Source organism: Bacillus sp. FSL W8-0183 (assembly GCF_038006825.1).
In the GTDB taxonomy this organism is placed as follows: Bacteria; Bacillota; Bacilli; order Bacillales; family Bacillaceae; genus Bacillus; species Bacillus altitudinis.
Map to the genome: position 1 here is coordinate 1,352,149 of NZ_JBBOVY010000001.1, position 22,435 is coordinate 1,374,583.

Consider the following 22,435-nt stretch of genomic DNA (forward strand, 5'->3'; position numbering starts at 1 on the left):
GGGAATCACTTGACAAACACGACAATGAGAGAGATTTCATATTTAGAAGCCGTTCGAGAAGCAATGAGTCAGGAAATGAGAAAAAATCAAGATGTCTTCATTTTAGGTGAAGATATCGGCGTATACGGTGGCGCATTTGGTGTCACGCGCGGGATGATCGAGGAATTCGGTCCAGAACGCGTCCGCAATACGCCGATTTCAGAGGCTGCCATCGCAGGAGGCGCAGTCGGAGCGGCTTTGACAGGGATGCGTCCGATTTTAGAACTACAATTCTCTGACTTTATTACAATTGCAATGGATCAGCTTGTAAACCAAGCAGCGAAAACACGTTACATGTTTGGCGGAAAAGGGAAGGTGCCGCTTGTTGTCAGAACACCAGCAGGTTCTGGGACAGGTGCCGCAGCGCAGCACTCCCAAAGCTTAGAAGCGTGGATGGCTCATATTCCTGGACTAAAGGTGGTTCAGCCTTCAACAGCTTATGATGCAAAAGGACTTTTAAAAGCAGCAATGGATGATGACAACCCTGTCATTTTCTATGAACACAAGCTTTTATATAAAACAATCGGTGAAGTACCAGAAGAGCAGTATTCGATTCCTTTAGGGAAAGCGGATGTGAAGAGAAGCGGAAAGGACGTCACAATTGTCGCAACAGCCATTATGGTGCACAAAGCGCTTGAAGCAGCGAAGGAACTAGAAGCGGAAGGAATCGATGTCGAGATCATTGATCCGAGAACGCTTGTCCCATTAGATGAAGAAACCATTATTGAATCTGTGAAAAAAACAGGCAAATGTATCGTTGTGCATGAGGCAGTGAAACGAGGCGGCTACGGCGGAGAGATTGCCAGTATGATAGCGGAAAGTGAAGCCTTCGACTATTTAGATGCACCTATTAAACGACTTGGCGGTCTTGCCGTCCCAATACCGTACAACCCAACGCTGGAAAAAGCAGTCATTCCACAAGTGCCAGATATTATTGAAGCAGCAAAAGAGCTCGTGCGCTCTTAAGTAAAGGGGAGAAGATCATGCCAAAAGAGATATTTATGCCGAAGCTAAGCAGTACGATGGAGATCGGTACCTTGCTTCAATGGTTTAAAGAAGAAGGAGATTCGGTTGAAATCGGTGAGCCTCTATTTGAGATTATGACAGACAAAATCAATATCGAGGTTGAAGCCTATGATGATGGCGTTTTTCTAAAGAAATATTACGAAGCAGATGATCAGATTCCAGTTAATGCTGTCATTGGATATATCGGAGAGGCTAATGAGCAGGTACCGAGCGAGCCGCCAGCGCAGTCAGAAGAAGCATCTTCTGAAGACAGCGGAACGTCATCACCATCTGAACCATCTGTTTCGACTGAAGTTGAACCAGCGGTGGGTGAGAAAGTACGCGCAACACCTGCAGCGAGAAAAACGGCAAAAGATCACCAAGTAGCCATTCACGAAGTATCTGGTACAGGACCAAAAGGCAGAATTCAAAAACGGGATGTCGAAGCGGCCCTTCACACGAACGAGGAAGGCCAGCGCGTATCACCACTTGCAGGAAAAATGGCTGCTCGTGAAGGAATCGACTTAGCGAATGTTGCTGGTTCTGGCGCTCACGGAAAAATCATGAAGAGTGATGTGACAGCAGCAGGCGCACAAAAGGCAGAGGCTGCTCCAGTGAGAACACAAAAACTAGCCGGGATGAGAAAAGTGATCGCAGATCGCATGTCACAAAGTGCCTTTACAGCGCCGCACGTCACATTAACAAGTGAAATTGATATGACAAAAGCAAAAGAAGTGCGCAAACAGCTGCTCCCAGCGATTGAAAAAGAGACAGGCTACAGATTGTCGTTTACAGAAATCATCATCCATGCGGTCAGCAGTGTCCTCACGCGCCATCCGCAAATCAATATGACGTTTGAACAAAATGAGCTCCATTTCCATGAGGATGTGCACATTGGTCTTGCGGTTGCTGTGAAAGACGGCTTAATGGTTCCGGTCATCTCTCATGCAAATCAAAAAGGGCTGAAACAGCTCACAAAAGAAGCAAAAGAAATTGGTCGAAATGCACGCGATCAAAAGCTGCTGCCAGACCAGTTGAAGGGGTCTACATTTACCATTAGTAACTTAGGGATGTATGCCATTGACACGTTTACCCCAATTATTAATCAGCCGGAAGTGGCGATTTTAGGTGTTGGACGCATTCAAGAAAAACCTGTAGTGATCGATGGAGAAATTCAGGTGCGGCCAATGATGGGCGTCAGTTTATCATTTGATCATCGAGTGGTAGATGGTGCACCAGCAGCAGCCTTTTTAACAGACCTTAAAAAAGTGCTTGAACAACCATTTGAATTGCTAATGTAGGAGATGAATCGGATGACAAAAACGTATGATCTGACAGTCATTGGCGGAGGGCCTGGCGGATACACTGCCGCCCTTCAAGCCGCTGAACGTGGACACAAAGTTGCATTGATTGAAGAGGATTTTCTAGGGGGGACTTGTTTAAATCGAGGCTGTATCCCTTCAAAGACACTGCTCAAACATGCAGAAGTCATTGAATCCATTGAGAAAGCAAAAAGCTGGGGAATCGAAACAGGTGAGATGGTTCTTTCCTTCGATAAAATGAGAAAACGTAAAGATGATGTCATCGAAAAACTCAGGGGCGGAATCGCCTTTTTATTAAAGCAAGGAAAGATTGATGTATATAACGGCAGAGGCACAGCTGTGACAAAAAATCGTATTGACATTGAAAAACAAGATGGATCAGAAACGATTGAAACAAAAGAGCTGATCATTGCCACTGGCTCATCACCTGCTATTCCGCCTATTCCAGGGCTCAAAGAGATTCAATTTGACACAAGTGATACGATCTTTGACATCCCAGATATTCCTGCATCTGTCGTCATTATTGGCGGGGGTGTAATTGGTCTTGAGCTGGCATGCATCTTCCAGAGTCTCCAATCAAAAGTCACCATTATAGAAGCCGCTCCGTCGATTATTCCGCAGGAAGATGAAGAAGCGTCGAAATTACTAGAAAAAGAATTGAAGAAAAAAGGCATCCATATCGCAAAGAAAACGACGGTGACAGAGGTAACAGAAAGTGAAGGAGTCAAAGCGATTCATGCGACAGACGATAAAGGAGAGACGCACATCTTTACGGCTGAAAGACTGCTAGTTTGCGTCGGAAGAAGACCAAATGTCTCTGCTGTCAGTCAGCTTGATCTTCAGCTGGATGGTCCTTTTATTAAAGTAAACGACGAGATGAAGACAAGTGTTGAAGGTGTATATGCAATTGGAGATGTAGCCGGCGGCTATCAGCTCGCTCATGCGGCGATGGCAGAGGCAGCTGTTGCGGTTAGCAATATATGCGGCGAGCCTGAAAAAATGAATCACGACATCGTTCCTAGATGTATTTATACATTGCCAGAAGTAGCGAGTGTGGGACTGACTGAGAAAGAGGCAAAAGCCAAAGGGCTGAACGTACGGGCAGAGCGATTTGATTTAGCTGCAAGTGGAAAAGCGTTGGCAGCAGGTGTTCAAACCGGTTTTATTAAACTCGTGTACGATACCGTATATGGTGAAGTCATTGGCGCTACAATGGTTGGTCCGCACGTAACGGAGATGATATCAGAGGCTTCTTCATTTATGTATTTAGAAGGAACAGCTGAAGAGATGGCCAAAATGATTCATCCGCATCCAACCATCTCAGAAGGCTTTTATGAAGCAGCTCTTGATATTGTGAGTAAGCTGAGAAAATAAATGCCAAACAAGGGATAGGGAGGAGATCCGTGTGCACGTCCAGCTTCATCAGAAAGTGGCACTTGTGACAGATAGCACAGATGGATTTGGAGAAGCCATCTGCCTAGCTTTGGCCCAGGCAGGTGCACATGTTTTCATACACGCTTTTCGTGATGAATCAAAAGCAAAGTCGATAAGCGAAGACATTGAAAAATTAGGCGGCCAATCGACTGTTGTCATCAATCCGCTTGAGACACCGCGTGATGCTACGCTTATGCTAAGACAAGTCATCGATACATGCGGCAAGCTTGATATTTTAGTCAATCAAGCCGAGCAAAAAGCAGATGAGGAGATTGATGACGTAAGTCCTGAGATATGGGTCGATGAAGTGGAAAGATCCGTAAATACAGTCTTTCTTTCCAGTCAAGCCGCTGTGTGGCATATGATGGATCAGAAGCAGGGCTGCATCATTAATATTTCCTCATCAGGCAGCATAACAGGTGATGGCGGGATCTCACATGCTACATCAAATAGTATGTTGAATGCCATGACAAAAGGATTAGCGCGCGAATTTAAAGACAAAGGCATCCGGGTATTGGCACTACTTCCGCCGCCTCTCCATTTGCTTCCTGACAAAGAGCAAATCAAGGAGACGGTGGCTCATATGACGGTTTTCTTAAGTACGTCGTACGGTGCATTTACAGATGGAGCAGCGATTATGCTCGATGGGGGTGAGAGCGCTGGCTAATCAACAAAAACCAGTTCTCATCGTAGGTGGCGCCCAAGGAATCGGCAAAGAAATTGCTCAGCGTTTTTTAAAAGAAGGGCATCGTGTAGCTGTGTCAGATATAGATGAACAGGGACTTTCGCTTTTAAAACAACAGCATCCTCAGCTGCTGACGTTCCAAGCTGACGTTTCATCGTGGGAAAGTGTTCAGCAAATGGCGTCAGCAGCTGAAAAAGAGCTGGGTGGCATTGGGCATCTTGTCTATTCAGCAGGAATGACGAAATCCCTTCCTTTTTTAGAGGTTGATTTTTCACTTTGGAAAAAGACACTGGCTGTGAATCTATATGGTCTTTTCTACTGCATCAAAGCATTAGCACCCTATTTATGTGAGCGGAAAGAAGGCAGCGTTGTCATTATTGGATCAGGATCTGCGATAACAGGCTCTGGCGGCGGCATCCAGTATTACGCGTCAAAAGCCGGGGCATTTGGTCTCATGCGTTCGCTTGTAAAGGAATTGGGTTCCCATCATGTCCGCATCAATGTCATTGCACCGCGCGTCATTGAATCTCAGATGCTTGATACGCTCTATCCGACTGAGCTTGAGAAAAGTCAGCTTCGATCACTTATTCCTATCGGGAGATTAGGAAAACCAGAAGATATTGCTGGAGTCACTTTATTTCTCGCAAGTGACGAGGGAAGCTATTTGCACGGACAGATACTCTTATTAGATGGCGGGAGAACGTATCAGCCTAAATATAGCGAGGGAAAAAGAGCGGAGAGTTAATCGCTCTTTTTTTATTTTCATAACAATTGTTCCAATTAGAAACGAATGTTTGGTATACTGGTAATCATAGTATATTAAAAGGATGATGTCACATGCTGAATTGGGAAGAAAGACGACAGCTCGTCAAGGTTGCTCATCTTTATTATACAGACGGGTGGACGCAGCAGGAGATTGCAAAAAAGCTCAATGTCTCAAGACCAGTCATTTCAAAGCTCTTACAAAAAGCAAAAGATGTGGGAATCGTTGAAGTGTACATTAAAGACGAAAGTATTCATACAGTGGAACTTGAAAAGCAGCTGGAAACGACCTTTCAATTAACGGATGCTGTCGTTGTCCCAAGTGTCGGGACAATGTCTGAGATGGTCAAACGGGCAGTCGGTCAAGCGGGCGCCTATTATCTTTCTAAAAACATGAAAGGCGCTGAGAAAATCGGTATTTCATGGGGAACCACACTTGCCGAGCTAGTGAAGGAATATCCATTTGAGCGAAGAAACGATGTCAAAGTCATTCCTTTAGAGGGCGGAATGGGCAGGCAGGCGGTCGACATTCACGCGAATCAGCTGGCATATGAGCTGGCAAAGAAGATGAATGGTACGTGCTCCTATTTATATGCACCTGCGATTTTAGAAACAGAAGAATTAAAAGAGCGGCTGATGGCGATGCAGGACATAGAAGCTGTGCTTGAAGAAGGCAGAAATGTTGATATTGCCCTGATCGGTATTGGGAATCCGCATAAAGGCTCTACATTGAAAACAGTCGGTTATTTAAAAGAAGAGGATTTGTCTGGTTTAAGGCAATCAGGAGCTGTTGGTGATATTGGTTTTCGTTTCTTTGACGGGGAAGGGAAACCAGTCCAAGATGAGCTGAACCAAAAGGTGATTGGATTATCGTTAGAACAATTAAAGAGCGTGAAAAAAGTCATCGCAGTTGTGGAAGGAACCCATAAGGCTGAAAGTATTTTAGGGGCTTTAAACGGCGGCTTTATTCAGGTGCTCGTCACCGATGAATTGACTGCGGCAGCTATTTTAAAGGAAGCATCTGTCCAATAAACAGCTGACAGCCATCGTATTGTATAAAAAGAGCAACATCAAACGAGAAAGGAGCTGTGTATCTTGAAGCAAACCGAAATGGAAGCAAACCTACACTGTACTCGGTGCCAAGAAGAGACCCTCCACAGCATCGTTTATGTGAATGATCAGATGAAAAGCGTTGAGTGTACAGAGTGTCATCAGAAGATCAGTGTGCAAGTCGACATCATGAAGGAATTTTACAAAGAAGTGTATGAAAAAATTGCCACAAAGCCGAAGCGGATGACGCAGGAGTATAAGGCGAATCTGAATGGATTTATTTCAAGACTCCCCATCCGGGTTTTAAGTAAGCCATACCGGCTGATGAGATATTTAAACGAATCTTATAAGGTCATTAAGCAATATAAAAAATAAAGCAGAGGCTGTCTTAGCGCTCTGCTTTATTTTGTGTTTTTTTCATGTAGTAATAAATCGGCAGTCCAGCAATGCCGATCAGCATGGAGATCAGGCAGCTTTGCCAATCGGTGATCATGGTGCTGATTAAGACAAAGAAAGAGCCGATAATTGCAATGATCGGTGTGAGCGGGTAAAGTGGTACGCTATAAGCGCGCTTCATTCCCCTGTTTTGTTTTCTTAGCTTAAAGACAGCGAAAAAGGCCATCACATAAAAGATGTAAATCATGAAAATCGAAACTTCTGACAGCTTCTCGGGATTACTGACGATCATAAACACAATGGCAATCAAAATCTGTACAAATACAGCGATCCAAGGTGTTTGAAAAGTAGGATGAATGCGTGAAATGGCTTTGGCAAATGGAATTTGTTTTCGTTCTGCCATCGCAAAAATGACACGCGGGAACGAAAGAACCTTTCCATTCAAACAGCCAAAGATACTAATGATGATTCCGATACTAATAATTTTACCGCCAATTGGACCAAAGAGCATTGTAGCAGCTGTGCTTGTTGCATTTTCACCTAGTTGAACGATTTGATCAGCTGGTAACACATGCAAAAGGGCGATGTTAATAAAGAGATAACATGCTGTGACAATTAAAATACCGCCTGCCATCGCGCGAGGAAGCAGTTTCTCTGGATTTTTCATTTCACCGCCAAGCGCTGCAAGCAAAATCCAGCCATCATAGGCAAATAATGTCGCCAAAATTGCTGCACCGAAGTTCATTTGTGCAATACTCTCATTGACGGCTGTGAAAATATGTTCATTTCCTTTCCATAAGCCAAACACAATAATTGCTGCAATTGGAACAAGCTTTCCGATCGTGGTCAGTCCTTGGACAAAGCCACCGTATTTCGTTCCCATGATGTTGATCACACATAAAAAAAGAACGGTGATAATGCCAATCGTTGTAGCCCATAAAGAAGAAAGAGAAAATAAATTAGCTAATAATGAACCAAAATAAAGACCAAGAGCACCAATAATCGCTGGTCCGTAAATAATAATTTGCACCCAGCCACATAAGTAGCCCCAAAATTCACCGTATACTTCTTCAAGATAGGCATATAAACCACCAGTACGTGGGATTTGCGTACCAATTTCAGCGACTGTGAGTCCGCCTGCAAGGGTTAAGATCCCGCCTAACAGCCATGCGAATAAGGCGATGTCTGAGCTTCCTGAATAAGAAAGGACGTTGCCAGGCTTCATAAAAACGCCAGATCCAATAATTGTTCCGATGACAAGAGATAGGGCAAAAAATAAGCCGATGTCTTGTTTTAACGCTGGTTGTTCTTTGTTCATTACACACGACCTCCTGCATCACTTTCGTACGTTACTGTGACATGTATTTTGTTCATTGTAATACGATTTTAGGAAAACAAGAATTAAAAAAATTTTCTGATTTTCGTATTTGTATTTAAAAGTGTTCATTTATTGGAGATATTAGGATGAATGTTATCTTAAAAGCGAACAATATAAGAATATTTTTGATGTAATGTTAATTTAATGGGCGAAAACCGAACATCCAATAAAGATGCAGTCGAATGGTTGACTTTTCTTCTAAAATGACCTATTTTATTCATAAGGATATTATCTTGAATTCGAGATATTTTATAATAGGAGTGAACACAATGAAAATAAATGGGATTCACCACGTATCAGCACTAACAGCAAATGCTCAGAAAAACGTTGATTTCTACCGCCAAATCCTTGGCTTAAAACTGGTAAAAAAAACAGTCAATCAAGATGATCCATCGATGTATCATCTATTTTATGGAGATGAAGTCGCCTCACCTGGTACAGAGCTGACGTTTTTTGAAATACCGATGCTCGCCCGCCGGCTGGACGGAACAAATGCGATCTCACGCACAGGTTTGATTGTCACTTCAGAAGAAGCACTCACCTTTTGGGAAAAGCGCTTTGAAGAAAAAGGTGTAAAGAAAGAAACAGCTTCTTTAAGAGGTGGCAGACCTGCTTTGAAATTTACAGATCCAGAAGGGCAGCAGCTGTTTTTGACTGTAGAACCAAGCGTGCAAGATGGAGCGAAGCCGCCAGTGCATGATGAGATTCCTGCTGATTTTGCGATCAGAGGTTTGGGACCAGTAGAATTAACAGTCGCAGAAGCAGATAAAACGATCAGTGTGTTAACGAGCATCCTTGGTTTCACAGAAAAAGCACGTGAACAATCAAATGATGGGGAAATCGTGACGATTTTTGAATCAGGACAAGGCGGAGCTGGAACAGAGATTCATGTCATTGAAAAAGCAGAAGGACCTGCTGAGCGATCTGGTAGAGGGAGTGTTCATCACGTAGCTTTTCGTGTAGCGGACGCAGAAGAGCTTGAAAAATGGCATGATAAAATAGCCAAAGCCGGTTTCACCAACTCTGGTGTTGTAGAACGTTTTTATTTTAAAGCCCTATATTTTAGAGAGCCAAACGGCATTTTGTTTGAAATCTCAACAGACGGTCCGGGATTTACAGTGGATGAAAGCGTGGATGAACTTGGTGATCAATTAGCACTTCCACCATTTTTAGAGCACAAACGAGCAGAAATTGAACAAAGATTGGTCCCAATCAAGTGAACATGAAAAAAGCAGCTCAATTTTTATGAGCTGCTTAGATTGTTGACAAAGGGCTAAAATGAACTTTATTTTAGCCCTTTGTCTTCTTTTCAGTGTGATAGAAATCTTTGCAGTCAAGGAAGGACAGCTACTTTTACGGAGCGAATTTGACATTCGTGAGTACCAGCGCGCAGGACTGACAAAGAATGCGAGGGTTTGTCTACACGCTGAGTAGCTCAATTTTTATGAGCTGCTTTTTTCGTTAAGAACTGACTTGCTTTGATTCAGATTGTGTTAATGTCACTTGTTTTGTTTCTTCTTTTCCATTACGAACGAGTGTGATGCTGATGGTATCTCCTACTTTTGCATTCGTGTAAAGCTCGTGGCGTAATTCACTGCCGGTTGTCACTTTTTTGCCATTGATGGCGGTGATGACATCCTCTGCCTTTAATCCAGCTTTTGCAGCAGGTGAGCCAGCAGCGATTTCTTTTACGTACACGCCTTTATCCAGCTGACTGCTTGTCAGTCCAAGCGTTTCCTTCTGATAAGCATCTGGTACTTGTTCGAGATCCAGCATGCTGATACCGATATAAGGTCGTTCGATTTTTCCTTTTGTGAGAAGCTGCTCTGCAATTGGTTTGACATCATTGATTGGGAGCGCAAACCCGATACCTTCCACACCTGTTTCAGAAATTTTCATACTGGTGATCCCCACAACCTTTCCGTCTGTTGTTAAAAGCGGTCCGCCGCTGTTACCGGGGTTAATGGCGGCATCTGTTTGAATGACATTAATACTGCTTTCGCCAGCTGATGTATCCATAGAAACTGTTCGATCGACACCGCTGACAATTCCTTGTGTCACTGTTCTTGATAAATCTTCACCAAGCGGGTTTCCGATTGCGATGACGGTTTCTCCTGCACGAAGGGATGAGGAGTCTCCAAGTTCAGCGACTTTTGTAACGCCGCTGCTGCTAATTTCCACGACAGCAAGATCAGTCAGCGGATCAGAACCGACCACTTTTCCTGCTACCGTCTTGCCATTATGCAAGGAGACTGTTAATTTATTTGCTCCTTCAATCACATGGTTGTTTGTTAATACATAGGCTTTACTGCCGGATTTTTTGAAAATAACCCCTGATCCGGTACCGCTTTCTTGTTCTTGACTGCTGCTGTTTTGATTTTGCTGTGATCCATCAAAAGGTGTGTTCATATCGCCAAAATCTGTGGTTGTTTGACTTTGTGTTTGATAGTTTGTAATGCCGACGATGGCTGGTGATACGTTTTCGACCATACTTGAAATACTGCTGGTCGAATTCGATGTTTGTGACGCTGTTGTTTTTGACGAATTTGTACTTGTATCATTTGTCGATACAGCGGCTGTTTTCGTTGACGAATCAGTTGAACTATTTTCTGAATGCTGAGCATATGGAGTTAGAACGTAAACACCTAACGCTAACGTACCTCCTACAATCCCGCTGACAAATGGCTTCAGCCAGCCACTTGGCTTCTTCTGCTTTTTTTTCGGCTGTTCAATGGTTTGTAATTCATAAGAAGTGTGTTTTTCATCTTTGTGATGTGTCATCAAGATCACTCTCTTTCATCGATTTTTACATGTATGTGTTTAAGGTGATTGACCGTATGTGGTGGATACTGACTTTATCGTAAGAAAAAAGTGTGGGATAAAAATGAAAACATTGTGGGAAATTGTTAAAATAAGTAGTGAATCTAAGCAAAATAGAGGAGATTAAACTGTGGAGACTATTGGAATCATTGGATATGGAAGCATGGCAGATATGATGGTACAAAAATGGCTGGACAAAGGAGTACTTCATGCCAGTCAGTTTATGATCCATACAAGAAGTGAAACGGAGCGGCTGCAACAGCTGAAAGAGAAGAACCAGCATGTCAACATTTGCTCTTTAGATGACATCTCTGCATCATGTGATGTCGTGTTTGTTTGTGTACCACCGCTTGCTGTACTTGACGTATTAGATCAGCTGAGCCCCGCAAAGACATCTCTTCATATCGTATCAGTGGCAGCGGCTGTCACGTTAGACAAATTAATGCAACATACGAATCAGCCGGTTTCTAGATACATTCCCACTTTGACATCAGCCGTAGGGACGGGTGTATCCCTTGTGGCGCATGGTGAAACTGCTGGACAGGAGGCACAAGAACGACTCCACCGGCTGCTTTCAGCTTTTAGTATCGTCAGGGAAGTGGAAGAGGACCGGTTTGATGCGGCGAGTAATTTGACAAGCTCTTCTCCGGGCTTTATTGCAGCAATCTTTGAAGAAATGGCGAGAGCCGCTGTTCGGAATAGTGAGCTTTCTTTAGAAGAAGCCTATGAATTTTTAACATATGCGCTGCTCGGTACAGGACAAGTTCTTGTTGAACACGGACTGACATTTGCTGAAACGGTGAATAGGGTCGCAACAAAAGGCGGGATTACAGGAGAAGGCGCTGCAGTCATCCAGCAGCAGGCACCGCAAATGTTCGATGACTTGTTTACACAAACGATGAAAAAATATGCGCAGCTAAAATCGCAAATCGATGAAGCAGACAAACACCACTAAAGACATAGCTAGTGGTGTTTTTTCTGTAAAATAAATCCTTTCGCATCAATTCTTTTGACCTGTATTACCTGAGTCTAATTTCCTTATTTTCAGACATTGTATTGAAAAATCAATCAAGTTCTCATATAATTTTTTAGAAAATTTAGAAAAATATACACAAATTTTAAGTTTAATTAAAGGGGGATGGGGATGAAGCTCTATGTATCAGTCGATATGGAGGGAATTACTGGTCTAGCTGATCATACATTTGTTGATAGCCGCCAGCACAATTATGAGCGCGGGAGAAAAATCATGACAGGTGAAGTGAACGCCTGTGTAGAAGCTCTTCTTACACATGGGGCGACCGAGATTTTAGTGAATGATAGCCATTCTAAAATGAATAATCTGTTGATTGAAGATTTGCATGAGGAAGCATCTCTCATATCAGGCGATGTAAAGCCTTATTCAATGGTCCAAGGATTAGATCAAACGTATGATGCCGCTGTTTTTTTAGGCTACCATGCGAGGGCATCAATGAAAGGTGTGATGTCTCACAGTATGATTTTTGGTGTCAGACATTTTTACATAAATGATCATCCAGTTGGTGAAATGGGCTTTAATGCGTATGTCGCAGGCTATTATGGTGTTCCAGTCATTCTTGTATGCGGAGACGATCAAGCGGCACTTGAAGCCGAAAAGTTAATGCCTGGCGTGAAAACAGTGGCGGTGAAAGAAACCATTTCAAGATCTGCTGTGAAATGTCTTACTCCTGCCAAAGTCAACCAACTAATCTCTCAGCAAGTGGAAGTCGCAATGAAAGAGATTCATCACATCAAGCCGCTGACGCCTCCTGATCAGCCGCTGCTGAAGATTGAGTTTGCCAATTATGGACAAGCCGAATGGGCGAATTTAATGCCGGGTACGGCCATCATCGAAGGGACAACAACGGTGACGTATCAAGCAGAGAATATATTAGAGGCCTACCAAGCGATGCTTGTCATGACAGAGCTTGCCGCACGTACAACATTTTGTTAAGCGAGGGGGAGACGGCAGATGACCAGCTTTTTGCTCAAGCGTTTGATTGCGATGATTGCCACGATTTTAACGATTACGACGTTAACGTTTATTTTAATGAAGGTCATCCCAGGATCGCCCTTCAATGAAGAACGAAATACAAACGAAACTGTCCAGCGAAACCTCGAAAGCTACTATCACTTAGACGAACCACTCTATGTTCAATATATGATCTATTTAAAATCCATCGTTACTTTTGATTTTGGTCCTTCCATTAAAAAGCCTTCTGAAAGTGTCAATGATTTATTGGCGAGAGGTTTTCCAGTCTCATTAGAACTTGGTCTTATCTCTATTTTGATTGCTGTCATCTCCGGCATCTTGCTCGGAATCATGGCTGCCCTCCGGCATAATGGCTTGATTGATTATATCGCCATGACGATTGCTGTTTTCGGTATATCCATACCAAACTTTATCTTTGCTACCTTGTTAATTCAGCAGCTTGCTGTGAATGTAAAGCTCTTTCCTACAGCGATGTGGACAAGTCCAATGCATATGGTGCTTCCTACCATTGCACTGGCGGTAGGTCCAATGGCTATCATTGCCCGGTTAACGAGATCGAGCATGATTGAAGTGCTGTCGCAGGACTATATTCGAACTGCAAAAGCGAAAGGACTTTCTCCTTATAAAATTGTGTTTAAACATGCCCTGCGGAATGCACTTTTACCTGTTGTCACGATCCTTGGCACACTTGTCGCAAGTATTTTAACAGGCAGTTTTGTGATTGAAAAAATATTTGCGATCCCTGGAATGGGAAAATACTTTGTCGAGAGTATTAACAACCGTGACTATCCTGTCATCATGGGAACCACTGTTTTTTACAGCATCATCTTAATCACCCTTCTTTTCATTGTAGATGTGACATATCGTCTGCTTGATCCAAGGATCCAGCTGCATCAGAAAGGAGGAAAGGCATGAGTATACACCTTCAGCATGATCAAACGAATCAAGCGCATGAAGTGCCAGATGAATGGTTTGCTCCTAAAGAACAAAAGACATCTGAAGTCCATGCCATTAAAAGACCCTCACTTTCGTATTGGGCAGATACTTGGCGACGGTTAAAACAAAATAAACTCGCTATGTTTAGTTTATCGGTGCTGATTTTTCTTTTCGTCATGGCTGTATTAGGCCCACTCCTTGCACCGAATAGTGTGACAGAACAGCGGCTTTCCATGCAAAACTTGCCACCGTCAGCTGCTCACTGGTTTGGAACAGATGAACTTGGACGTGATGTGTTTACACGTACTTGGTACGGCGCACGCATTTCATTATTTGTGGGCGTGATGGCCGCTCTCATTGATTTTGCAATCGGTGTCATCTATGGCGGTATTGCAGGCTATAAAGGCGGGAAGTATGACCATGTCATGATGCGGATCGTCGAGGTGCTTTACGGTCTGCCGTATTTACTCGTCGTCATTTTATTGATGGTTCTGATGGGGCCTGGGCTTGTCACTATTATTGTGGCGCTCACTGTCACAGGATGGATTGGGATGGCAAGAATCGTGAGAGGTCAAGTCCTTCAGCTGAAAAGCCAAGAATATGTCCTTGCCTCGAAAACCTTTGGCGCAAAAAGTTTGCGCATCATCCGCAGAAATTTACTGCCGAATACGATGGGACCGATTATTGTCCAGATGACGCTAACTGTACCGACAGCGATTTTTGCTGAAGCATTCTTAAGTTTTCTCGGTTTAGGCATTCAAGCGCCGTTTGCAAGCTGGGGTGTGATGGCCAATGATGCCTTGCCGACAGTGCTATCAGATAATGGTCACTGGTGGCGTTTATTCTTTCCGGCATTTTTTATTTCGCTGACGATGTTTTGCTTTAATAATTTAGGTGATGGCTTGCAAGATGCGCTTGATCCGAAGATGAAGAGGTGATGGCGTGATGAAAAAAATGCTTCGGATTATCGATCTGCATGTTAGCTTTCGGACATATGGCGGTTCTGTTCAAGCGGTACGCGGGGTGAATGTGGATGTGTATGAAAAAGAAACCCTCGCCATTGTCGGAGAATCAGGCTGCGGAAAAAGTGTGACGTCTCAAAGTATCATGCGGCTTCTCCCTGCATACAGCGCACAAGTCGATCAAGGGGAAATTTGGTTTCGTGATCGCAACTTGCTGTCATTATCTGAAAAAGACATGCGCAGCATACGTGGTGTCGATATCTCCATGATTTTTCAAGATCCTATGACGGCACTCAACCCGACGCTGACAATTGGAGATCAGCTGATGGAGGCTGCAAAAGTGCATCAGAAGCTGACAAAAAAAGAAGTGAAAGAAGAGGCGCTTCGTATGCTTGATTTGGTGGGGATTCCGCAGCCGAAAGAGAGGCTGAAGCAATATCCGCATCAATTCAGCGGTGGCATGAGGCAGCGGCTCATGATTGCAATGGCTCTTATTTGTGAGCCGAAGGTGCTGATTGCAGATGAACCGACAACTGCACTAGATGTCACCATACAGGCGCAGATTTTAGAACTATTTAAAGAGATTCAGAAAAAAACAGGCGTGACGATTATTTTAATCACACATGACCTAGGGGTCGTAGCACAAGTCGCTGATCGAGTGGCTGTCATGTACGGGGGGAAAATCGTTGAAGTTGGGACAAGGCGAGATATCTTTTACAGTCCACAGCATCCCTATACAAAAGGGCTACTGCAATCCGTTCCAAGGCTGGATATGAAAGATGAACTCATTCCTATTGAAGGAAGCCCGCCAGATTTATTTGCTCCGCCAAAAGGTTGTCCATATACCGATCGATGTCCGTCTGCGATGAAAGTGTGTGATCATATTATGCCGCATGAAACGCAGCGTTCACCTACACATGCAGTACATTGTTGGCTTCAAGATGAACGAGCGAAGCAAACGGTTTTATCTTCAACACAAAGGGGGAGTTTTTCATGAGAAAAACAGGTTGGATTCTCAGTATGTGCTTTATCACAGTGATGCTGCTTGCAGGATGTACAGCCAATGAGCAAGCAGGCAAAGGATCTTCAAGCAAGGGTGAAGAGAAAGTTTTAACATTAAATAACGAAAACGAACCGACATCATTTGATCCGCCCATTGGTTTTAATAATGTGTCCTGGCAAGGGCTCAATAACTTAATGGAAGGATTAACGAGACTGAATGAGAAGCACGAACCATCTGCTGCCATGGCGGAAAAATGGGACATCTCAAAGGACGGAAAAACGTACACGTTCCATTTAAGGGATGGGATTAAATGGTCAAATGGTGATCCAGTCAAAGCAAGTGACTTTGAATATGCGTGGAAGCGGCTGCTAGATCCAAAGACGGGCTCTTCTGCGGCATTCTTAGCTTATATGATTGAAGGGGGCGAAGCGTTTAACAGCGGAAAAGGGAAGAAAGAAGATGTAAAAGTCAAGGCTGTTAATGATCAAACGCTAGAGGTCAAGCTAGCATACCCGCAGAAATCTTTCTTAAATATGACGGCAAACCCTGCCTTTTTCCCAGTGAATGAGAAGGTAGCGGAAAAGGACCCGAACTGGGCCAAGGATGCGAAAACCTTTGTCGGCAATGGACCGTTTAAGCTGACAGAGTGGAAGCATGATGAAAGCTTTACAATGGAAAAAAGTGACACGTATTGGGACAAACAAACGGTCAAGCTAGACCAAGTGAAATGGCTCATGATCAGTGATCGAAACACAGATTATCAAATGTATCAATCAGGAGATTTAGATACGGCCTTCGTTCCGGCAGAACAAAGTGAAGACCTGTTAAAAAGCAAAGATGTGCAAATTGAGGATCAAGCAGGGCTGTTTTTTTATCGTCTAAATGTCAACATGGAGCCTTTTCAAAATAAGAACATTCGCAAAGCCTTTCAAATGGCGATCAATCCTCAGGATATTGTAGAGTATGTGACGAAAAATGAAGAGAAGCCAGCACGTGCCTTCGTTTCACCAGGAATTTTAGATTCAAAGGGTGAAGATTTCAGAGAAGCTGGCGGCGATCTTGTCAAACATGATACGAGTGAAGCTGTAAAACTATTAGAAAAAGGGTTGAAGGAAGAGAACTATTCAAAGCTGCCGCCCGTCACATTAACATATAGTACAAAGCCTGAAAATAAGAAAAAAGCAGAAGCCATTCAGCAGCAATTAAAAGAAGCGCTAGGGGTAGATGTGAAGCTTGCAAACATGGAAGCAAATGTGTTTGCAGAAGATCAAAAGGCACTCAAATTCCAATTCTCGCAAAGTTCATTTCTAGCTGACTATGCAGACCCTATCAATTTCTTAGAGAGCTTCCAAACAGGAAATTCGATGAACCGGACAGGTTGGTCAAATGATACGTATGATCAGCTGATCAAAAAGGCGAGTCAAGAAGCAGATGAACAAAAGAGAAATCGTATGCTGCATGATGCCGAGGCACTTCTGATGGAAGAAGCACCGATCATTCCCATTCATTTTTATAACCAAGTCTATTTACAAAAAGAAGGCGTAAAGGGCATTGTCCGCCATCCTGTTGGTTACATTGATTTGAAATGGGCACAGGTAGATGGAGAGTAAATGAAAAAATGAGAGAACGGGACGCTTTGTAAAAAGCGTCTGTTCCTTTATTTGTTCATGTTATGAAGAAGATGCCCATAGATTGAAAGAAACGAAGAGAAAGAGGGGATTGGCATGAACCATCTGCCAGTGGCACTTCAAACAGGAGATACAGTGGGAATCATTGCACCAGCAAGCCCGCCTGACGAGCTGAAATTAGCAAAAGGTATTTCTTTTTTAGAAAGCTTAGGGCTAAAGGTGAAAAAGGGGAAGTATATCAACTCCCGGTATGGTTATTTAGCAGCTCATGATCATGAACGAGTGGAAGATATTCATCACATGTTTCAAGATCCAGATGTGAAGGCAGTGATTTGTGCTTGCGGAGGATACGGAACAGGAAGAATTGCAGAAGCCATTGATTATGACTTGATTCGCCGGAACCCAAAAATCTTTTGGGGATACAGTGATATTACATTTTTACATACAGCCATTCAGCAGCAGACGGGTCTTGTCACCTTTCATGGTCCAATGCTCTCCTCTGATGTGGGACTTGAAGAGGTTCATCCGTATACAAAGGATACCTTTTTACAGCTATTCACTCCAAAAGCCTTTTCGTATACGAACCATCTGTCACCTCTTCACACTTTTTATCATGGCACGGCTTCAGGCGAAATCACCGGAGGAAATCTTGCCCTTATTGTCACGACACTTGGTACACCTTTTGAAATTGATACAAAGGGGAAGCTTTTATTGATAGAAGATATTGACGAAGAACCATATAAAATCGATCGAATGATGCAGCACTTAGCATCTGCAGGAAAATTACATGATGCGGCGGGATTTATCATTGGTGATTTTCATCAATGTGAGCCGAAAAAGAAAGAGCAGTCGTTAACGCTGGATCAGTTATGGGAGACGTATATTGTCCCGCAACAGAAACCTGCACTTGGCGGATTTCGGATCGGTCATTCCTCTCCAAACTTCGCCATTCCAATCGGCGTGCAGGCTACATTAGATGCTACAGGGAAAAAACTGCATATTTCCCCAGGTGTTGCAGCGAAAGAGGCGATCAAATGAAAATCGTAGATGTTCGCACATGCAGAACGAGTGTACCGCTAAAGAAGCCTTTCAAAACAGCATTAAGAACGGTGTATGACGCCGCATCTCTTATTGTGATCATCACCTATGATCAAGGTGATGTCAGCTATGGAGAGGCAGTGCCGACATCGGTCATTACAGGTGAAACACTGGAAAGCATCGACTATGCTATTTGCGCTGTGATGAGGCCGATCTTGATTGGGGCCTCATTGTCACAATATGAACAAATCTTTTCAGCGATCGACCGTGTACTTGTAGGAAACACGAGTGCAAAGGCTGCAATAGATATGGCGATTTACGATGGTTTAGCGAAGCAGGCTGGCCTGCCGCTTTATCAATATCTTGGTGGTTATCGTAATCAGCTGGAAACGGATTACACGGTTAGTGTCAACCGTCCGCTAGAAATGGCAGAGGATGCGAAGCAATATGCAGCTGAAGGCTTTCGTACCTTAAAGATCAAAGTGGGAAAAGATGATATAGATACGGATATTCAGCGGATCAAACGGATTCGAGAAAAAGTCGGGCCGGATATTCAAATCAGGCTTGACGCCAACCAAGGCTGGACATGGAAGGAAGCGATTGTCGCCATTCGAAAAATGGAGACACTCGATATTGAACTAGTCGAGCAGCCAGTGCCTAAAGAAGACATCGAGGGTCTGCGCCGGGTGACGGAAGCAACAGACACATTAATTATGGCAGATGAAAGTATTTTTAGCCTCCATGATGCCATCAAGGTGTTAGAAACGAGAAGCTGTGATCTCATCAACTTAAAATTAATGAAAACAGGCGGTATCAAAAAAGCGCTGAAAATCAATAGTTTAGCAGAAGCATACGGCGTCAAGTGCATGGTTGGCAGTATGATCGAGTCAAAACTAGGGATTACCGCAGCCGCTCATCTTGCTGCAAGCCAACCGAATATTACCCGTTACGATTTTGATGCGCCGCTTATGCTAAAAGAGGACTTAATAGACGGAGGAATTATCTATCAAGGAAAAGATATTCTCTTTCCACCGCATCATGGGTTAGGCATTCAAAGAGTGAAAGGGGTCTTATGATGTTATATCAATCAAAGGTTCCAGTCGCAAATATATGGACAGCACCGCAGTCGCCGAGAGAAATGGATCGACACGTTCTTCAAAGTTCCGTCCAGATCAAAGAATGGATTGATGAGCAAACATATGAACAGAAATTGGCCTTATGTGAAGAAAACCTTATTCAAACCCAAGTACTGCTTGGCGAACGAGTCATTGGGCTGGAGGAGACAGATGGCTGGATGAAAGTTGTCATCCCTCAGCAGGCAAGCCGGAAACACCCGCAAGGCTATCCAGGTTATATCCCTGTAGAGCAATTAAATGAAGTATCAGAGAGTGAACCACCTGCTAGTCCCTTGATTGTTTGTCAGAAAAAAGCGGTTTTATATCAAAACGGAACACCGGATATGGAGGTTAGTTTTTTAACAGAACTAGCACCTGTTGAAGAAATGAGCGATTCCTTTGATGTTCTGACTCCAGTAGGAAGAAGAGAAATCAAAAAAGAAGATGTGCGCCGTGCTTCATCACCTTCTTCTATGAGCGGTAAGGATGTCTTAGCTATAGGAAAACAATTTATTGGACTGTCATATTTGTGGGGCGGCATGAGCAGCTATGGCTACGACTGTTCGGGTTTTGTTTACAGCATGTACAAAGCGTGTGGATGTTTATTACCGAGAGACGCAAGTGACCAAGCAGTTCAAGGAACTCCAGTCGCATCAAACCATTTGGCGCCAGGTGATCTCATGTTTTTTGCCAATGACAATGGGAAGGGAGCAGTTCGCCATGTAGGGATGTATGCTGGAGATGGCATGATGCTTCACTCACCTAAAACGGGCAGACAGATTGAACTCCTTTCTCTTTCTGGTACTTCATACGAACAGGAATGGGCAGGAACAAGGCGGTATTTGAAAGCTGAGAGGGGGAGATGTGATGGGAAGTGAACCACTTCTGCAAGTCAACAACTTAAAAAAGCATTTTCATCTATCGAAAGGAAGAACGTTAAAAGCATTAGATGGTGTCACCTTTCAGCTGAAACAAGGCGAAACCTTTGGTCTTGTTGGTGAGTCAGGCTGCGGTAAATCTACACTTGGAAAAGTGCTCATGCGGCTTTATGACCCGACAGAAGGTGAGGCTTTGTATGAAGGGAAAAGTCTCCATCACTTATCGAACCGAGAATCATTTGATTTCAATAGACAAATTCAAATGGTGTTTCAAGATCCGTATTCTTCTTTAAATCCTAGGCTCTCTGTAAAAGATATTATGCTAGAACCGATGGAGATCCATCAATTGTATGGCAGTCAAAAGAAAAGGATCGAGCGCGTGAAGGAACTGCTTGAAGCGGTGGGGCTAAGTCATGATTTTGCTACACGCTATCCTCACGAATTCAGCGGAGGTCAGAGGCAAAGAATAGGGATTGCTAGAGCACTCGCCTTATCGCCAAAGTTTATCGTGGCAGATGAGCCGATTTCTGCACTAGATGTATCCGTTCAAGCTCAGGTCGTGAATTTGCTGAAAAAACTGCAAAAAGAAGAAGGATTGACGTTTTTATTTATTGCCCATGATTTATCGATGGTTAAATATATTAGCGATCGAATCGGTGTCATGTACTTAGGACATCTCGTGGAGATGACTAGCAGTGATGCTTTATATAAAACACCGCTTCATCCATATACACAAGCATTGCTGTCTGCTATCCCGATTCCAGATCCTGATGTGGAAGATAAACGCAAGCGGTTTATTTTAAAGGGAGAAATTCCAAGTCCAGTGAATCCGCCAAGCGGCTGCGTATTTCGGACAAGATGTCCTGCTGCAATGGATGTATGTGCGGACAAAAAGCCAGTATTACAAGCAGTCGAAGAAGGGCATGAAGTGGCCTGTCATTTATATGATAGGAAATAGATAGAGGGAAGAAGGTAAGCATTTAAAAAGCCAGCGAGTAGACAAGCTGGCTTTTTGGCTTTTATGAACGCCTAATAGGTAATGTACAGCATCTAAAAGAGCCGCCGGATTTAATGATTTCTGAAAAATCTACTTCAATGACGGTGTAGCCGTGGGCTGTTAATGCAGCATTTGTTTCTTGGTTGATTGGTAAGCTGATGACTTTTTTCTGACCAATGGACAACACATTTGGTCCAAGTGTGAACTGCTCTTGCTCACTTATTTCAATGAGATCATAATGCTTTTTGAGCATATGAAGATCCTTTTCCGTAAAAGCTTCAGGGTAAATCAAGATCTCATGATGAGAAAGAATATTCATCACACAATCAAGATGCAAAATGTGAGAAGGAAGATGAATAGGAATGATGTCGTGATTCGGCAGTTCTTTTTTGAGCTGCTGGATGGCGGCTAGATTTGTTCTTTTGCTGATCCCCACAAATACCCGGGTTTGGTCTACAAGCACATCGCCGCCTTCAATCGTTCCATCATCCAGCGTGATGGTTGTCCATCCTTTTGTCTGTGCCCACTCTTTTAAGGAATGTTCTTCTCCTTGTCTGACAGGGGCTGCCATGTTTGAAACAAATAAAGTCTGTCCAATTGTAAACCCAACATCCCGAGTGAAGACTTGTTCAGGGAAACGTTCATTTGCAGGAAGAAGGACAGGCCGGACATGATGGTTTTTCAGCGTTTGGATGAATTGCTTATGCTGCGTGAGGGCTTTGATTTGAGAAATATTTTCTCTTGCAAAATGCTTTTGGGTTTCATTGATGATCTGTTTAATTTCCATATAAATTGGACTGCATAAGAGGACTTCTTGTAAATCATCATATTCACTCATACATTGCGGCGTTTTATACACTTTCTCTGATTTCATAGAATCCATCAAAGGGCCTCCTTGTTTATCGATAGTTATATTATTCCTCCTTCTAGTAAATGTTGAAACATTTCCGAAAGAAAATCTCTCATGAGAGACTAAAGC

21 protein-coding genes are annotated in these 22,435 nt (G+C 43.4%); 18 read left to right on the forward strand and 3 right to left on the reverse strand.

Going from position 1 to position 22,435, the window contains the following annotated elements; all coding sequences use genetic code 11:
* Positions 1-24: 24 nt before the first annotated feature.
* The 7 genes from NSQ64_RS07100 to NSQ64_RS07130 all read left to right on the forward strand — a co-directional run bounded on the left by NSQ64_RS07100 (position 25) and on the right by NSQ64_RS07130 (position 6,672).
* The gene (locus NSQ64_RS07100; RefSeq protein ID WP_026050078.1) at positions 25-1,005 is read left to right on the forward strand and encodes an alpha-ketoacid dehydrogenase subunit beta; all 981 of its coding nucleotides are present in this window, start codon (positions 25-27) and stop codon (positions 1,003-1,005) included.
* A gap of 17 nt (positions 1,006-1,022) precedes the next feature.
* A complete protein-coding gene (locus NSQ64_RS07105; RefSeq protein WP_144678895.1) occupies positions 1,023-2,345 on the forward strand; it encodes a dihydrolipoamide acetyltransferase family protein in 1,323 nt (440 codons plus the stop codon).
* Between the two features lie 12 nt (positions 2,346-2,357).
* A complete protein-coding gene (lpdA, locus tag NSQ64_RS07110; protein ID WP_096881316.1) occupies positions 2,358-3,740 on the forward strand; it encodes a dihydrolipoyl dehydrogenase in 1,383 nt (460 codons plus the stop codon).
* A 31-nt stretch (positions 3,741-3,771) separates the two neighbouring features.
* Positions 3,772-4,467, forward strand: a complete 696-nt coding sequence (locus NSQ64_RS07115; protein WP_335352669.1) for an SDR family NAD(P)-dependent oxidoreductase — start codon at positions 3,772-3,774, stop codon at positions 4,465-4,467.
* A complete protein-coding gene (locus tag NSQ64_RS07120) occupies positions 4,445-5,230 on the forward strand; it encodes an SDR family NAD(P)-dependent oxidoreductase (RefSeq protein WP_072367659.1) in 786 nt (261 codons plus the stop codon). The genes NSQ64_RS07115 and NSQ64_RS07120 overlap by 23 nt, the downstream gene beginning before the upstream one ends.
* A gap of 92 nt (positions 5,231-5,322) precedes the next feature.
* The gene (locus NSQ64_RS07125) at positions 5,323-6,279 is read left to right on the forward strand and encodes a sugar-binding transcriptional regulator (RefSeq protein ID WP_007498849.1); all 957 of its coding nucleotides are present in this window, start codon (positions 5,323-5,325) and stop codon (positions 6,277-6,279) included.
* Between the two features lie 63 nt (positions 6,280-6,342).
* Positions 6,343-6,672, forward strand: coding sequence for a hypothetical protein (locus tag NSQ64_RS07130; protein WP_024719605.1), 330 nt, complete (start codon positions 6,343-6,345; stop codon positions 6,670-6,672).
* Positions 6,673-6,685: 13 nt separating this feature from the next.
* On the opposite strand, the gene NSQ64_RS07135 is transcribed toward NSQ64_RS07130, so the two are convergent.
* A complete protein-coding gene (locus NSQ64_RS07135) occupies positions 6,686-8,011 on the reverse strand; it encodes an APC family permease (RefSeq protein ID WP_341015765.1) in 1,326 nt (441 codons plus the stop codon).
* 329 nt (positions 8,012-8,340) lie between these two features.
* On the opposite strand from NSQ64_RS07135, the gene NSQ64_RS07140 reads away from it, so the two are divergent.
* Complete coding sequence (locus tag NSQ64_RS07140; protein ID WP_025207212.1) at positions 8,341-9,291, forward strand: ring-cleaving dioxygenase; 951 nt, start codon at positions 8,341-8,343, stop codon at positions 9,289-9,291.
* 241 nt (positions 9,292-9,532) lie between these two features.
* On the opposite strand, the gene NSQ64_RS07145 is transcribed toward NSQ64_RS07140, so the two are convergent.
* Positions 9,533-10,852, reverse strand: a complete 1,320-nt coding sequence (locus NSQ64_RS07145) for a S1C family serine protease (RefSeq protein WP_047945973.1) — start codon at positions 10,850-10,852, stop codon at positions 9,533-9,535.
* Positions 10,853-11,021: 169 nt separating this feature from the next.
* Here NSQ64_RS07145 and proG point away from each other — a divergent pair, with 169 nt between their 5' ends.
* From proG to NSQ64_RS07195, 10 genes are all read left to right on the forward strand, one after another.
* Positions 11,022-11,846 (forward strand): pyrroline-5-carboxylate reductase ProG, encoded by an 825-nt coding sequence (gene proG, locus NSQ64_RS07150; RefSeq protein WP_061418776.1) that lies wholly within the window; start codon positions 11,022-11,024, stop codon positions 11,844-11,846.
* 189 nt (positions 11,847-12,035) lie between these two features.
* Complete coding sequence (locus tag NSQ64_RS07155) at positions 12,036-12,860, forward strand: M55 family metallopeptidase (protein WP_061418779.1); 825 nt, start codon at positions 12,036-12,038, stop codon at positions 12,858-12,860.
* Positions 12,861-12,878: 18 nt separating this feature from the next.
* Positions 12,879-13,814, forward strand: a complete 936-nt coding sequence (locus NSQ64_RS07160) for an ABC transporter permease (protein ID WP_048001639.1) — start codon at positions 12,879-12,881, stop codon at positions 13,812-13,814.
* Positions 13,811-14,773: an ABC transporter permease gene (locus NSQ64_RS07165; protein WP_024719611.1), complete on the forward strand. Its 963-nt coding sequence runs from the start codon at positions 13,811-13,813 to the stop codon at positions 14,771-14,773. The genes NSQ64_RS07160 and NSQ64_RS07165 overlap by 4 nt, the downstream gene beginning before the upstream one ends.
* 7 nt (positions 14,774-14,780) lie before the next feature.
* Complete coding sequence (locus NSQ64_RS07170; RefSeq protein WP_007498841.1) at positions 14,781-15,794, forward strand: ABC transporter ATP-binding protein; 1,014 nt, start codon at positions 14,781-14,783, stop codon at positions 15,792-15,794.
* Positions 15,791-17,410 (forward strand): peptide ABC transporter substrate-binding protein, encoded by a 1,620-nt coding sequence (locus NSQ64_RS07175; RefSeq protein WP_341015770.1) that lies wholly within the window; start codon positions 15,791-15,793, stop codon positions 17,408-17,410. The genes NSQ64_RS07170 and NSQ64_RS07175 overlap by 4 nt, the downstream gene beginning before the upstream one ends.
* A gap of 114 nt (positions 17,411-17,524) precedes the next feature.
* Positions 17,525-18,466 carry a S66 peptidase family protein gene (locus NSQ64_RS07180; RefSeq protein ID WP_341015773.1) on the forward strand — a complete coding sequence of 314 codons (942 nt, stop codon included), beginning with the start codon at positions 17,525-17,527 and terminating at the stop codon, positions 18,464-18,466.
* Positions 18,463-19,542, forward strand: a complete 1,080-nt coding sequence (locus tag NSQ64_RS07185) for a dipeptide epimerase (protein WP_341015775.1) — start codon at positions 18,463-18,465, stop codon at positions 19,540-19,542. Before NSQ64_RS07180 ends, NSQ64_RS07185 begins: the two co-directional genes overlap by 4 nt.
* Positions 19,542-20,459, forward strand: coding sequence for a C40 family peptidase (locus NSQ64_RS07190; protein WP_341015778.1), 918 nt, complete (start codon positions 19,542-19,544; stop codon positions 20,457-20,459). The genes NSQ64_RS07185 and NSQ64_RS07190 overlap by 1 nt, the downstream gene beginning before the upstream one ends.
* The gene (locus NSQ64_RS07195; protein WP_035700468.1) at positions 20,449-21,417 is read left to right on the forward strand and encodes an ABC transporter ATP-binding protein; all 969 of its coding nucleotides are present in this window, start codon (positions 20,449-20,451) and stop codon (positions 21,415-21,417) included. Before NSQ64_RS07190 ends, NSQ64_RS07195 begins: the two co-directional genes overlap by 11 nt.
* A 61-nt stretch (positions 21,418-21,478) precedes the next feature.
* Here NSQ64_RS07195 and NSQ64_RS07200 read toward each other — a convergent pair whose 3' ends face one another.
* Positions 21,479-22,339, reverse strand: coding sequence for a dimethylarginine dimethylaminohydrolase family protein (locus tag NSQ64_RS07200; protein WP_341015781.1), 861 nt, complete (start codon positions 22,337-22,339; stop codon positions 21,479-21,481).
* Positions 22,340-22,435 lie beyond the last annotated feature (96 nt).